Source organism: Pelagicoccus sp. SDUM812003, assembly GCF_031127815.1.
GTDB lineage: Bacteria > Verrucomicrobiota > Verrucomicrobiia > Opitutales > Opitutaceae > Pelagicoccus.
In genome coordinates this window covers 79,626-92,734 of sequence record NZ_JARXHY010000002.1, presented here as the reverse complement: position 1 = coordinate 92,734, position 13,109 = coordinate 79,626, and the positions used below count along the sequence as shown (strand labels likewise).

Below are 13,109 nucleotides of genomic sequence, written 5' to 3'. Positions count from 1 at the left end.
GCTTTAGTCTGCGATATGTTGCGCTGTTTCGCGAGCGATCATCAGCTCCTCGTTGGTCGGGATGACGATCGCTTTTACCTTTGATGATTCAGTGCTGATAAATCCGTTTTTGCCACGCCCGGCGCTCTGGTTGGCGTCGGCGTCCATCTCTATACCTAGGAACGCCAGCTGACGCAAGGCGGCGGAGCGGGTTACGGCGTCGTTTTCGCCGATGCCGCCAGTGAAGACGATGGCGTCGAGCTTGCTCATGCTGGCTCGAAGAGAGGCGACCGATTTGGCGAGGCGCCGCTCGAATACCGCCAGCGCGAGCTTGGCATTTTCGTTTCCGTCCGCGGCGGCCTGGCGAAGCTCGCGCATGTCGTTGGAGAGTTCCGAGAGTCCCAGCAGGCCGCTTTTCTTATTCAGGGTGGCGTCGATCTCCTCCATGGACATGCCGAGGGACCGGTAGAGGTGGAAGATGATGCCCGGATCGAGGTCGCCGGAGCGCGTTCCCATGACCAGTCCTTCCAGCGGGGTGAGCCCCATGGTGGTGTCCACGCTCCTGCCGTTTTCGATAGCGGCAGCGCTGCAGCCGTTTCCGAGGTGGATGGTGATGATGTTGGTTTCGGCCAGAGGCTTGCCCAGAATGCGGGCCGCCTCGGAGGTCACGTACTTGTGGCTGGAGCCATGGAATCCATAGCGGCGAATGCCATGTTCGCGATAAAGCTCGAGCGGGATGGGGTAGAGGTAGGCTTCCTTGCTTAGGGTCTGGTGAAACGCGGTGTCGAAGACGGCCACTTGAGGAAGATCGGTGAAGTGCTCGAGCGACTTGCGCACGCCCAGCAGGTTGGATGGGTTGTGCAGCGGGGCCAGAGCGGAGCAGCTTTCCACAGCGGCTAGGGTCTCGTCATTGATCAAGGCGGCTCCCGTGAACTTTTCGCCCCCATGCACCATGCGGTGGCCGACCGCGGTGACCACCAGATTGTCGTTTTCCGGCTGATTGAGGAAGCGAGCCAGCAAGTCGAGAGCCTGCTCGTGGGCTTCTCCCTCGCCGAGCGAGCCTTCGGCCTCCGTGGAACGTTCAACGTTCTTCAGCTTGTATCCCGGAGTCTTGCTGCCCAGTCGGTCAAACAATCCCTTGGCCAGATCCTTGCCGGATTCGGTCTCAACGACTGAGAATTTTAGTGAGGAGCTTCCGCAGTTGATTACCAATACATTCATCCTGAAACCCTTTGTTTACGGGCAGATGACCTATTCCGGAAAACCGTTTTGCTGACAACTCCTAAATAAAGAACACCTTGTAATTAATTGTTAAGCGTGCGGGTCAACGTCTAGCCGAACCGAGGGAGGGCCGAGCGTTTCGCCCGACGGATTCGAATTCGACTGACAGTCCGAATTCGTGGCGCCGTCGCGTTCGGGACGGGCAAGTGCGATCGGGCTCAGGTTTTCAGCTTGATGATGCCCACCAGATCGAGGGCCTTGATGACCGGATAGGTCACGTCGATCTCGAACCAGCGCTTGGCGAAATTGGCTCGGCGCGGGTAGCGGTGGTGATTGTTCTGAAAGCACTCCCCGACGAAGAAGAGGTCCCAAACGAAGGTGTTGCGGGAGTGGTCGCCATTGTCGAAGTTGGCATAGCCGTACTTGTGGCCGCACCAATTCACGAAGGCTCCGTGCACCGGGCCCATGAGGAAATGCACCGGCAGGAGCGCGAACCAGGCCGGGTGAGGAGCGAAGGTCAGGTAGAAGCCCGTGTAGAGGATGGCGAATCCGATTCGGGTGGCCCAGCTATCCCCGATGCGATCGACCATGGGCCAACTCGGATAGTCCTTGATGGCGATATCCGGACGGTTGTCGTATTTGCCTGCTAGGATATCCTGATAGACCCGCTTGGTGTTGAGCATCATGGAGATGACGTCTTCGAAGAAATGAGGCGAGTGCGGGTCGTGCTCGGTGTCGCTATGCTTGTGGTGCTCCATGTGCAGGATGGCGTAGGCCCGAGGATTGAGAAAGGACGAGCCCTGCGATATCCAGGTGAACAGGTAGAAGAAGCGGAACCAGAAGCGCGACATGCGAAACATGCCGTGCGCCGCGTAGCGATGCAGAAAAAAGCTCTGGGCGAACACGCTCAGGTACCAGTGGGCGATAAAAAACAGAATGATGAGCCACATGTGAATTGTTTGGATCAGGTCAGCGGTCGAATGGCTATTTCTTGAAAAGGTAGTGCGACACGCCCCACTCCTTTCCATCTTTGAATCCAAATAGCTCGGAGCATGCCATCATAAACATGCGCCAGCGCTGACGCCAGACGTCTGCGTCGCCAGCTCCGTAGGTCGAGCTCATGACCGCTCGAATCGCCTTCGTGTTCCGGTCCATGTTCTCCAGCCACGCGTCCGCAGTCTTTTGGTAGTGGGTCCCGTCGAGCTGCCAGGAGTTCTCGAGGGCGAAGGGAGCGCAGACTTGCGGCAGCAGGTCGTGCGAAGGCATGATGCCGCCGGTGAAGAAATGGCGAGCCATCCAGTCGTCGTCGTCCTGGTCCTCGAAGAAGTAGGCGACCTGCCGGTGCGAGAACACATGCACGAAGAGCTTCCCGTCATCGTCCAACCAGTCGTGGATGCGGGAGAAGAGCTGCGGATAGTTGCGCATGTGTTCGAACATCTCCACGGAGACGATGCGATCGAAGCGCTCGTCGGTTTGAAAATGGTTCATATCCGCGGTGATGATCCGGATGTTGGTCAGGCCGCGAAGTCGGGCTTCACCTTCGATATGGGCCTTCTGTCCTTTCGAGTTGGATACGCCGACGATTTCCGAGTTGGGGAAGGTCTCGGCGGCCCAGAGTGTGAACGAACCCCAGCCGCAGCCGAGTTCGAGAAGGCGCTGTCCATCCTCGAGCTGGGCCCGCTCCGCGATCTGTTTCAGAGACGCGAGCTCGGCCTGGTCGAGGTTCTCTACCTCAGCGGGCCAGTAGCAGCAGCTGTACTTGAGTCGATCGCCGAGGGCGATCTTGTAGAAGTCGGCAGGTACTTCGTAGTGCTGCTCGTTGGCGGCATCGGTCTCGATGGCGATGACGCTGTCGCGAAGCTGGTTGATCAGGCGGCTCTTCTTTTCCTGATAGGATTCCGATTCGTCGCGCAAGCGCTTCCGTACGAGCGATCGGATTCCGAAGCGTACGAGCCAGGTCGGCAGTACGCCGTTTTCTGCGAGGGCAATTGTATTCATGGTAAAATGACGTGTTAGGCGGTTTGGTTGCGTTTAGGCGGAAGGGGGAAAAAGGCGCTCGTTTCCTTCTGGTAGTCTCGATAGGCGTCGCCTTTGCTTTCCAAAGACCGCTTCTCGGTGGGCGGAATGCCAGTGACGTTGAGCAAAAAGTGGAGCATCAGGGCGGGGCTGATCAGCGAAATCCACCAAAGCGGCGAATTGACGCTGAGCGGAATCAAACCGAGCCAAAAGGCCCATTGGAAAAAGTAGTTCGGGTGGCGGGAGTAGCGCCAAAGCCCTTTGCGGCAGACCTTCTTCGGGTCGTTGTTTCGCTTCTTGAAGCTCGCGAGCTGCCAGTCCGAGAGGGCTTCGCCAGCGATGGATAGCAGGCACCAGGCCAGTCCTAGCAGGGTCCAGACGCTGACTACCGAGGTCGGCGCGGCGATGGCCACGAACAGCGGCAAGCACAGAGCGAAGCTGCCGAGGGCCTGAAACTGATAGAAGAGCAGCATGCGTGGCTTCGCCTTCTCTCCCCATTCCCGAGCGAATTCTACGTAGCGCGGATCGTCTTCGTCATGAGCGAGAGTCCGCTTGAGCAGATGACCGCCCAGACGAATCGAGTAGAGCAGGGCTACGGCGCAGATGATCCCGGTGGAAAGGGAAAACGCTCCTTGTAGGAACAATGCGAATACGACTGCGTTGAATCCGACGCTGAAGCTCCAGATCGGATCGACGATAGCCCATTTGCCGATGCGAACGGCGACCAGCCAGGTGGCGGCGAAAGCCAGCATCAGCGCCAGGAGCGTGAGAAAGGCTGCGATGAAGGGATTCATGCGTTGGCGGCGTTTAAGGTCGTTTGCTCGGTGAAGGCGCTCGGACCGGACCTCCGCTCCTCCTGTTCGGCGAGCTCGTAGGAGTAGCTCTGGCAATTCATGCGACCTAGGACGACTTGGGCCAGATTGATGTGGCGTTCCTCGAAACCGGCGGTGCAGTAGTCGAAGTAGAGGCGCCATTTTCGGCGAAACCGTTCCGTGAATCCGAGGTTGGCGATCTTTGGCCAGTTCGCTTCGAAGCGCCGCTTCCATCGCCTGAGCGTTTCCGCGTAATGCAGTCCGAATGTCTCGAGATGGTAGGCGTTGAGATCGGCGTCTTCCTTGGCTTCGAAAAGCGAGCCGATCGAAGGTAGGTGGGATCCGGGAAAGATGTGTTTGCGGATGAAGTCAGATTCGCGGCAATAGGCGTCGTAGCGATGGTCGGCTGACATTATGATCTGGATACAGGCCAGTCCGTCCGGCGTCAGCAGAGAGTCGATGGCCTTCAAGTAGGTTGGTAGGTGCTCGTGCCCGACTGCCTCGATCATTTCGATGGACGCCACTTTGTCGAAGCTGCCAGTCACATCGCGGTAGTCGATCTGCTGTATCTCGACGCGGTCCTGCAGACCTTCCTGTCTGACCCTTGCCTCAGCGTAGTCGAACTGGCTGGGCGAGAGGGTGATGCCGGTGACGTAGCAGCCGTAGCGTTTCGCTGCGTAGCATGCGAATCCACCCCATCCGCAGCCGATTTCCAGTACGCGGTCGGTAGGGGAGAGGTTGAGCTTGCGGCAGATGCGGTCGTACTTCTCGCGCTGCCCATCGGCGAGCGTCATGGACTCCTCGGCGAAGTAGGCGGACGAGTAGGTCATGGTCTCGTCGAGAAAGAGCTCGTAGAAATCGTTTCCCAGATCGTAGTGGGCCTCGATGTTTCGGCGGCTTCCGCTGCGGGTGTTAGCGTTTTTGCGATGCAGAAACCTCTCCTGGAAGGCGAAGAGCTTCGATACGATCGGCATCGCCCACTGGAAGCGTTTGCTCATCAGAGAGTCCTTGTTTCGGATGAACCACGCGATGAGCTCCGCTGGATCGCTCGCTTCCCACTCGCCTTCGATGTAGCTTTCGCCCAGTCCGATATCGCCTTTGAAGGCCACCCTCTGGAAAAAGGTCTCGTCGAGAATCCGCAGCTCAACCGGAGGAGAGCCGTTTGGCTCGCCGACGAGGCGCTGCTCGCCGTCCGGCAAGGCGATCTGCACCTCGCCGTAGTGAGTGTTTTCGAGGAAGTCGAGTATAAGGCTTTTCACGTTCATGGTGTTGTTACGCGGATCGTTTTGATGGGTTGAGATAGGGGCGCGTGTCCGTTTGCAGGTCTGGGCGCGATTTCTTTGCGAAGTGAGGCACGCGTTTCAGGTAGAGACGGGCGGCCTGCCAGTGGATGGCGGCGATGATTTTGAGGGTGATGAAGGGGAAGCGCAGGGTGTTGGCGGCTAAGCTGCCGTCGCTGAGCTCTCGTTTCTCGCCATGCAGCATGCTGCTGAAAAAGATGCCGGCTTGGTCGCTTTCGGTGATGATCAGTCGGAGGCGTTCGCTGGGCACGTTGAGGTCGAAGTGGAAGTCTGTATCCAGTTCGGAGTAGGGCGATACGTAGAAATGTTTGGCCTGACTTTGGCGATAGCGCTTGTTTTCGCTTCGATCCAGCAGGTAGAGCTTTTGTTCGTTGAAGGTGTTCGCCACCTCGGCCACGGAGCAGAGCGGTTGTCCTGACGGGGTGGATACGAAGTAGAACGAAACCGGATTGAAGACGTGGCCAAAGGTTCGTAGGTTGGTTATCAGGCGTACTTGGCCGACGGGCTCCGCTTTTCCGTTCTCTCTCAAGTAGCGAACGAGGTTCTCCTTTATGCTGTCGGCGCCGAACTGCAGGTGATCCGTATGGCGAAGCGAATACACGTTTCGCCCTTCGTTGCTGAACAGTGAGAGAGAACGGTTAAGCGTATCGAGCTCGTCGAGATCGATGGAAAAGATGAAGCACGGGTAGGTGAAGCGGTGTCGCTTGGGGCGGATGCGATTGTGCATCAGACGGCAGCGATACAGGCAGGAATTCATGGCAGCGGGTCCTTTCCGTGGTTGAGTTTTTGCGAGACGTGGAGAGCGGAGGTGAACGCGTCCTCGTGGAAACCGTATTTGAAGTAGCTGCCGCAGAAGTACAGCGGTCCGTTCTCGTTGAGCTGTGGCAGGTCTCGCTGAGCGGCGATGGCCTGCTCGTCGAATCGCGGGTGGTGGTAGGTCTTGCGCCAGAGCACCTTCGATTCGTCCAGCGCTCCCTTGTAGTCGACGCTGACGAAGTAGTTGTTTCGATTGCTCACGCCCTGCAGGTTGTTCATCCAGTAGTGCGTCGATCCGACGAGTTCGCCCTCCATTCTTTCGTATCGATAGTTCCACGACGCCCAGGCTCGTCGCATGCGCGGCATCACCGTCGGATCGGTGTGCAGGCTGACTGGATTTCGGTTGTAGTGGAAGCGGCTTAGCAGATTGCTCTGCAGCTCGCTCGGGTTCTTCAGCAGGGCGAGACTTTCGTCGGCGTGGGAAGCGAGGATGGCTTTGTCGAAAGTCTTTCGCTCGCCGCGGCTATCGAGGATGTCTACGGATTTCTCGTTTTGCGTGACTTGCACGGCTCCATTCGAGGTGGTGATGCGATCTCCGATGGCTTGCAGGATCTTCGATTTGTACTGCTGGCTGCCTCCTACGAGCGTCTTCCACTGAAACTGGTCGCCGAAGCCCAGCATCCCATGATTGGAAAGGAAGCGAAAGAGCGTGGCCGCTGGGTAGTCCAGCATGCGAAGGTGTGGGGTGGACCAGATGGCGGCCGTCATGGGCAGGAGGAACTTTTCGGTCACGATCGTCGGTATCCGCTGTTCACGCACGAACTGCTTTAGACTGACGGTGTGAGAAGGATTCTGGTCGATGAAGGCGTGGGCGCGTTCGAAGAGTCGCTTCAATCCCGCGAGGAGACGGTAGCGCGAAGGGTTCGCGAACGAGCCCAGGCTGGGGAAGAAGGTTTTCAGATCGCTGAAGCTCGCTTCGAACGCCTCATCCCGATGGTTCACGCTGAAAGACATGGAAGTGTTCTTAGGCACGATGCCAAGGCGATCGAAGAATTGGATGAGGTTTGGGTAGGTCCGGTCGTTGTAGACCATGAACCCCGTGTCGATGGGCACCTTGCGGCCTTCCTCGTCGACATACACGGTATTCGTGTGTCCTCCGACGTAGTCGTTTTTCTCGTACACGACCACTTCGTCGAAGCGATCTCTGAGAAAATAGGCGCAGGCCATGCCCGCTATGCCTGTCCCGATGACGGCAAGCTTCATTTTCCTCTCCCTGTATGTTGCGAGTCCCTATTGGCTCTGGATGGTGGTTGTGGTCTTAGGCAGGCGGAATTTCGATGCCGTCTTCACGGCAAACCCGGATGAGCGCCAGTTCCATGATGTGGCGAGCGCGAGCCGTTTCCCGATGAAGGAAATCGTGCAGTGCCTTGTCCTGAGGCGAGGTGATGACGCAGTTCTTGCTGTATTCCTCGAAGGCGCTGAGGCTGGAGACGATGGAGCTGACGTGGCGAGGACATTCGCACTCCAGAGTCGGATCGGACTCGGAGAGCCGAGTCAGCTGCGACTCCGTCAGCAACTTGTCTGGAGGGGACGCCAGCGAGGCGTCAGGGGACGGGCGCTTGCCCAGCATGGGCAGCAGGCCGTAAAGGTAGCGCTCCAGCATGATGGTGTTGATGGGCCAGCGAAGCAGATGGACGCCGGCGTTGGAGAGCTCCTTGAGCGAGGAGCGCTGCATGAAGTCGAAGATGACCACTACCGGCACTTCAGGGTGCTTGAAGGCGAAGGCCACGATCTGCTGGGTTTCCAGCGGATTGCCGTTCTGGTAGTCGACCAAGGCGATCGCTGTATCCTTCTTTTCCCTACAGTGCTCCTCAAGATCCTCCACCGCGTGTAACTCGGAGGTGTTCCAGAAGAAGGAGCTAGCGATGTTCAGTCGCGTGCTCTGCGGGGACCGAACGAAGGCGGCGTGCAGGTCCGCCAGCGAGGGCACGTCGTTGGAGTAGTCGGGGGAGCTGTTGCTGCGAAGCTCCTCCAAACGCGCCTCCAGGGCCTCGTCGTTGAGGCGAGCGATGCGCCCGATGGTGTCGCCAAGGTCCACGAGGGACTTCAGCGTTTTCAGGCGCTTCATGTCCTCGCTGCTGAGGAGGTGTTCGCCAGAGGAGGTTTCGATCGAGGTGCTGAAATAGTCGCGACGCATCCAAGTGCGAATGGTGTTGGGGGAAATCCCTGCCATCTTGGCGGCGGTGCCGATCTTGAAACCAGTTGCTGAATCGGAATTGAATGACATAAGAACAACTTGTAGTGCCCTTAAGCTGCGTTTCAAGTATAAACGAACAACATATGAATTATTAACAACCCTCATGAATTGCTTCATTGAGCGGTCGTTTCGTCTATGTTGCTTGTTCAGAATGGCTTTGGAGTGGGTTTGAACAACGTGCGGTGGTTGTTCAGCTTTCGAAAAAAAACCGACGCTGCGTTTCCAGGGACGCCGCGTCGGCTGTGCATACGGGCAACCGCTGCTGGTAGACGAGGCTCTGTCAGGTTTCGGCCAGCTGCTCCTTGCCGAGTTCGGCGGCGATGGGGTTGGTGTCTGGCAGCGGGATGAGCTTGGGAGTGATGAGCGTAGTGGAGGGGCTGCTTTCCGGGCCGCGGCGGAAGGTCTTGATGTGACCAACCGCCATGTCGACGGCGCGTCGTCCGGATTCGCGGTGATCCTGGTTGATGCCTCCGTAGATTTTGGTGCGGTCGTCGGCGTCGAGCGGAATGAACCGGCAGTCCCAGCCGCTCTCGGTCACCGCCTTGGCTACGATATCCATGTTGTTCCAGTTGCTCATGACGACTTCCAGCTTGTTTGCCTTGGCCCATTCGATGGCGTCGGGGATGACGTCTTCCGCGTAGTCTGGACCGTGTTTGAAATAGTGTGGCTCGATCCAGTTCTGCTGGTCGGTGAGGCGCCGGTGAGTGTAGAACCCGGCAGCGAAGGTGAAGTGCTTGTTGATCTCCTCGAATTCGGAAACCGCCAGTCCGATGCGCTTCAAGCCGAGGCGGCTCGCTTCGGAAAGGGCCTTGCGCACGGCGTCGATCTGGTTGCAAAGGATGCAGTCGAAGGAGAGCAAGCGGGGCAGCGGGTTGATCTTGACCACGGAAAACAGGTCCCATTCCAGCTCGAACGGCTCGTCGTCGTGGTGATCGAACGCCCCGAAGATGACGCCTTGTATGCCGCGGGCCTTGAGGACTCGGTTGAGGGATTTGCTGTCCTTGTACTCCTTCCCGTACCAGAAGACGTCCAGCTTGTACCCGAGCTCCTGGGCCCGCTTGGTGGCTCCTTCCATGAGCTGCCGGTGCACGTGCTGCTCGGACACCCGACGCGGGTCCTTCACGTTGATGATCCAAGCGATCACCTGCTCGCTAGGCTGATTCTTGGTCGCTTGCCGGTAGGCTACCAGAGCGGAGAGAGCGGGATCGGGCCGATAGCCCATCTCGTTGGCTAGCTTCTGGATGCGCTCGCGGGTGGACTTGGGCAAGCTCGGGTGGTTGCGGAGGGCGAGCGATACGGTGGTCTGGTGGACGCCTGCCTCCTTGGCGACATCCTTCATGAGAACTCGAGGCTTGTTCATTCTGGTTTCTAGCGAATTGAGTTTAGGGTTTGCTGGGGTAGGAAGCCAGTGGTCGAGCAGCGACGACAGGACCGGGCAACTTGGGATCTTCCGTATACGACACTGCACATAAGAGTGCTGCGCCAAACGCTTCTCTTACATAAGCACAGGTCGAGCGGAAATGCGAGCTCGGCAGGGGAAGAAGTGGCGCGTGCCACTCGGGAGGCGATGTTACCCTGCGAAACCTCCTCTCAGACCTCTCCACCAGGCGGAGAGGATACGCTTGGCGTCTTCGAGGATCAGATAGGCGCAGGGCACCAGGAAGAGGGTGATCAGGGTGGCGAACAGCACGCCGAAGGCCAGCGACGTGGCCATCGGTATCAGGAACTGGGCTTGCAGGCTGGTTTCGTGCAGGATGGGGATCAAGCCGACGAATGTGGTCACCGAGGTGAGCAGGATTGCCCGAAAGCGCTGCATGCCGCCCATCCGGACGGATGAGAGCAGACTGTTTCCCGCTTCGCGAAGGCTGTTGACGCGTTCAACCAACACGAGCGAATCGTTCACCACTACGCCCGCCATGGCGATGATGCCGAGGAAGGACAGCATGCTCAGGTCCTGAAATCCGTGGCCTTGTGGACCGTAAAGGTGACCGAAGATGGCGCCTGCGATGCCAAAGGGTATGACGGAAATGACGATCATGGGCTGCAGGTAGCTTTTGAACGGGATGGCAAGCAGGGCATAGATGAGCACCAGCACCATGACCGCTCCGCCCAGCATGACCGGCCGAGCCTCCGCCAGGTCCTTGGCCTCTCCGCCGAGCACGGGAATGATGTCCGGATAGCTTTGCAGGACCTCGGGCAGGATTTCTTCGTAAACGATCTGGCGCACTTCGTCGGTGGAAATGACGGCCTTGTTGGAGTCGGCTTGGATGCTCACCACGCGATTTCGATCGATGCGGGTGATGGAGGGGTAGCCAGCCCCGACTTCGATTTCGGCGACTTCGTGGATGGGGATGCGAGCTCCGTTCGGGGCTACGATGCGCATGCTCTCCAAGGCTTCGAGCGTGTCGCGCTGCTCCTTCGGGTAGCGCACCATCACCTTGACGTCTTCCTTGTCGCGCTGCACGCGCTGCACCTCCGCTCCGTAGAAGGCGCTGCGAATCTGGCTTCCCAGGTCCGCGGCGTTCAGGCCGAGGGCTCTGGCGTTGTCTTTCAGGCGAATCTTGAGCTCGCGCTTGCCCTCCGGATACGAATCGTGCACGTCGAAAAGCCCATCCACGTCCTTGAGCCTGTCCTGGATCTCCAGGGAGGCCGCCTTGAGGCGCGTGAAGTCGCGCCCTGTCAGGCGAATGTCCACCGGCAGCCCCACAGGACCGCTGGCGCTGGCGTTGAAATTGAGCCGCTTGGCGCCCGGCAGTTCGCCCACCATGGCCCGCCAGCGCTCCACGAGTTCGGTGGCGTTGGAATCGCGCAACTCGCTTTTCGCAAGTTCAAGGATGATCTGCCCGAGATTGCTTCCGGTGCTGAAACCGCCTGCCGCGCCGGGATCGCCAGTGGCGCCCGCGAATCCGAGAAAGACGCCTTTGTTTTTCACCGGATCGATCTTCCCTGCATCGATATCTTCCTGACGAATCGTCTCGAGGGCGCTTTCGATCTTGCCGAGAGCCTTTTGCGTTTCCGAGCTTGGCGTGCCTTCCACCATGGTGAGGCCGACAAAGACGTAGTCGGACGGTACGGAAGGGAAGAAAACGAAACGGATGATGCCGGTGACGGGAAGGGCCAAAGCGATCAGTAGGAAGACGGTGAATACGACGACCGTGTAGTAGCGGAAGCGCAGAGCGACGCGAAGGACGGGCTGGTAGATGTTTTCGATGAAGCGTTCCAGTCCATCGGAGATGCGGCGCTGAAATCGGGAAAACAGATTGAGTTTCGACCGGCCCGTCTTGTCGCCCACGTGGCAAAGGGTGAGATGGTAGGGTAGAACCAGTTTGCTCTGAACCAGCGAAAAGGCCAATGTCGGTATCACTACGAATGGGATCACGCCCATGAATTTCCCCATCATCCCTGGTAGTAGAAAAATGGGTACAAACGCTACCATAGTAGTGATCACCGCGAAGGTCACGGGGGTGGACACCCGTTTGGTGCCGATGATGGAGGCTTCCGTGCCAGGGCCGCGCTTTTGGAATTCCGTGAAGACGCTTTCGCCGACCACGATGGCGTCATCGACCACGATGCCCAGCACGAGAATGAAGGCGAACAGAGACAGCAGATTGATCGTGATGCCAATGAGCGGAGCGATGGCGAGCGTGGCCAGAAAGCTGACAGGGATGCCGAGAGCTACGAAGAGGGCTAGACTCGGACGCAGAAAGATGGCCAGGGAGATCAGCACTAGAACGAAGCCGATTTTTCCATTCTCGAGCAGCATGTCGATGCGGCCTTGCAAATAGTACGACGTATCGCTCCACGCCTCCAATTGCACGCCGTCGGGAACCCACTCCGCCTGAGCCTCCTCCACGTATTCGTAGACCCGTTCGGAAATCTTAAGCGGGTTTTCGTCACCGACTTCCTTCACTAAAACGGTGGCCGCCGGCTTGCCGTTGAAAAGGGTTCTGATGTCCGTATCCGCGAAGCCGTCCTTGATGGTGGCCACATCGTCCAGCGTGACCTGTCCCCCAGCGGGATTGGTCAGCAGCACGATCTTTTCGAAGTCCGGCCCGCGATACGCTTGTTCCTTGGTGCGAAGCAGGATTTCGCCGCCATCGGACTTGATGGTCCCACCGGGCAAGTCAAGAGAGTTGGCGCGCACCGCGGCCACGACTTGATTGAAGGTCAGGTTGTAGTTGCGCAACGCGTCTTCCGACACCTCGATGGACACTTCGTACGGCCGCACTCCCTCGACGGATACCTGGCTTATTTCCGGCATTTGGGTGAGCTCGTCGCGTACCCGATTCGCGATGTGTTTGATGTCCGCTTCGTCGGCGTCGCCGTAGACCGCGATGCGGATGACTTCCTTTTGTATCAGGATTTCCTCTACGATGGGGCGTTCGGTGTTCGCGGGGAAGCTCGGGATCGCGTCCACACGGGTTTTTATGTCGTCCTTGAGTTTGGAGACATCGTATCCTTTTTCGACCGTCGCGGTCACCGATCCGTATCCTTCCGAGGCCACGGAATTGATTTCCTTGATGCCGTTGACCCCTTGCAGGGCCTCTTCGATGCGCACCACCACCAGCTCTTCCACCTCCTCCGGCGAAGCTCCCAGGAAGGGCACCCGAACGGTGACCATATCGAGTGAAAACTGAGGGAAGAGCTCGACCTTGGTGGTGAAGGCCGACCAGATGCCAGCGACCACCAGCACCAGCATGGTCAAGTTGGCGGCGACGCCGTTGCGAGTAAACCAGGCAATCATTTTCTCTCTCTCGTATTGATGTT

Annotated in this window: 10 protein-coding genes; all 10 read right to left on the bottom strand. The window is 58.3% G+C overall.

All coding sequences use genetic code 11. The features are described from left to right. Positions 1 to 3: 3 nt before the first annotated feature. The 10 genes from QEH54_RS02635 to QEH54_RS02590 all read right to left on the bottom strand — a co-directional run bounded on the left by QEH54_RS02635 (position 4) and on the right by QEH54_RS02590 (position 13,086). Positions 4 to 1,200, bottom strand: a complete 1,197-nt coding sequence (locus QEH54_RS02635) for an acetate kinase (protein ID WP_309017067.1) — start codon at positions 1,198 to 1,200, stop codon at positions 4 to 6. Positions 1,201 to 1,418: 218 nt separating this feature from the next. After that, a complete protein-coding gene (locus tag QEH54_RS02630) occupies positions 1,419 to 2,150 on the bottom strand; it encodes an acyl-CoA desaturase (protein ID WP_309017066.1) in 732 nt (243 codons plus the stop codon). A gap of 34 nt (positions 2,151 to 2,184) precedes the next feature. Next, complete coding sequence (locus QEH54_RS02625; RefSeq protein ID WP_309017065.1) at positions 2,185 to 3,198, bottom strand: cyclopropane-fatty-acyl-phospholipid synthase family protein; 1,014 nt, start codon at positions 3,196 to 3,198, stop codon at positions 2,185 to 2,187. Positions 3,199 to 3,212: 14 nt separating this feature from the next. Next, positions 3,213 to 4,010 (bottom strand): DUF1295 domain-containing protein, encoded by a 798-nt coding sequence (locus QEH54_RS02620; protein WP_309017064.1) that lies wholly within the window; start codon positions 4,008 to 4,010, stop codon positions 3,213 to 3,215. Beyond that, positions 4,007 to 5,287 carry a cyclopropane-fatty-acyl-phospholipid synthase family protein gene (locus QEH54_RS02615; RefSeq protein WP_309017063.1) on the bottom strand — a complete coding sequence of 427 codons (1,281 nt, stop codon included), beginning with the start codon at positions 5,285 to 5,287 and terminating at the stop codon, positions 4,007 to 4,009. The genes QEH54_RS02620 and QEH54_RS02615 overlap by 4 nt, the downstream gene beginning before the upstream one ends. A gap of 13 nt (positions 5,288 to 5,300) precedes the next feature. Continuing rightward, the gene (locus QEH54_RS02610; RefSeq protein WP_309017062.1) at positions 5,301 to 6,086 is read right to left on the bottom strand and encodes a DUF1365 domain-containing protein; all 786 of its coding nucleotides are present in this window, start codon (positions 6,084 to 6,086) and stop codon (positions 5,301 to 5,303) included. After that, entirely contained in the window at positions 6,083 to 7,348 is a 1,266-nt protein-coding gene (locus QEH54_RS02605; protein WP_309017061.1) for an FAD-dependent oxidoreductase, read from the bottom strand. Before QEH54_RS02605 ends, QEH54_RS02610 begins: the two co-directional genes overlap by 4 nt. Positions 7,349 to 7,403: 55 nt before the next feature. Beyond that, complete coding sequence (locus QEH54_RS02600; RefSeq protein WP_309017060.1) at positions 7,404 to 8,372, bottom strand: MerR family transcriptional regulator; 969 nt, start codon at positions 8,370 to 8,372, stop codon at positions 7,404 to 7,406. A gap of 250 nt (positions 8,373 to 8,622) precedes the next feature. Further along, positions 8,623 to 9,702, bottom strand: a complete 1,080-nt coding sequence (locus QEH54_RS02595; protein WP_309017059.1) for a LacI family DNA-binding transcriptional regulator — start codon at positions 9,700 to 9,702, stop codon at positions 8,623 to 8,625. Between the two features lie 210 nt (positions 9,703 to 9,912). Continuing rightward, a complete protein-coding gene (locus tag QEH54_RS02590; RefSeq protein WP_309017058.1) occupies positions 9,913 to 13,086 on the bottom strand; it encodes an efflux RND transporter permease subunit in 3,174 nt (1,057 codons plus the stop codon). Between the last annotated feature and the right edge of the window lie 23 nt (positions 13,087 to 13,109).

Excerpts from the sequence above, each read along its gene's own strand:
- QEH54_RS02635 (WP_309017067.1), bottom strand. The coding sequence starts at position 1,200 with ATGAATGTATTGGTAATCAACTGCGGAAGCTCCTCACTAAAATTCTCA.
- QEH54_RS02630 (WP_309017066.1), bottom strand. The coding sequence starts at position 2,150 with ATGTGGCTCATCATTCTGTTTTTTATCGCCCACTGGTACCTGAGCGTG.
- QEH54_RS02625 (WP_309017065.1), bottom strand. The coding sequence starts at position 3,198 with ATGAATACAATTGCCCTCGCAGAAAACGGCGTACTGCCGACCTGGCTC.
- QEH54_RS02620 (WP_309017064.1), bottom strand. The coding sequence starts at position 4,010 with ATGAATCCCTTCATCGCAGCCTTTCTCACGCTCCTGGCGCTGATGCTG.
- QEH54_RS02610 (WP_309017062.1), bottom strand. The coding sequence starts at position 6,086 with ATGAATTCCTGCCTGTATCGCTGCCGTCTGATGCACAATCGCATCCGC.
- QEH54_RS02605 (WP_309017061.1), bottom strand. The coding sequence starts at position 7,348 with ATGAAGCTTGCCGTCATCGGGACAGGCATAGCGGGCATGGCCTGCGCC.
- QEH54_RS02600 (WP_309017060.1), bottom strand. The coding sequence starts at position 8,372 with ATGTCATTCAATTCCGATTCAGCAACTGGTTTCAAGATCGGCACCGCC.
- QEH54_RS02595 (WP_309017059.1), bottom strand. The coding sequence starts at position 9,702 with ATGAACAAGCCTCGAGTTCTCATGAAGGATGTCGCCAAGGAGGCAGGC.
- QEH54_RS02590 (WP_309017058.1), bottom strand. The coding sequence starts at position 13,086 with ATGATTGCCTGGTTTACTCGCAACGGCGTCGCCGCCAACTTGACCATG.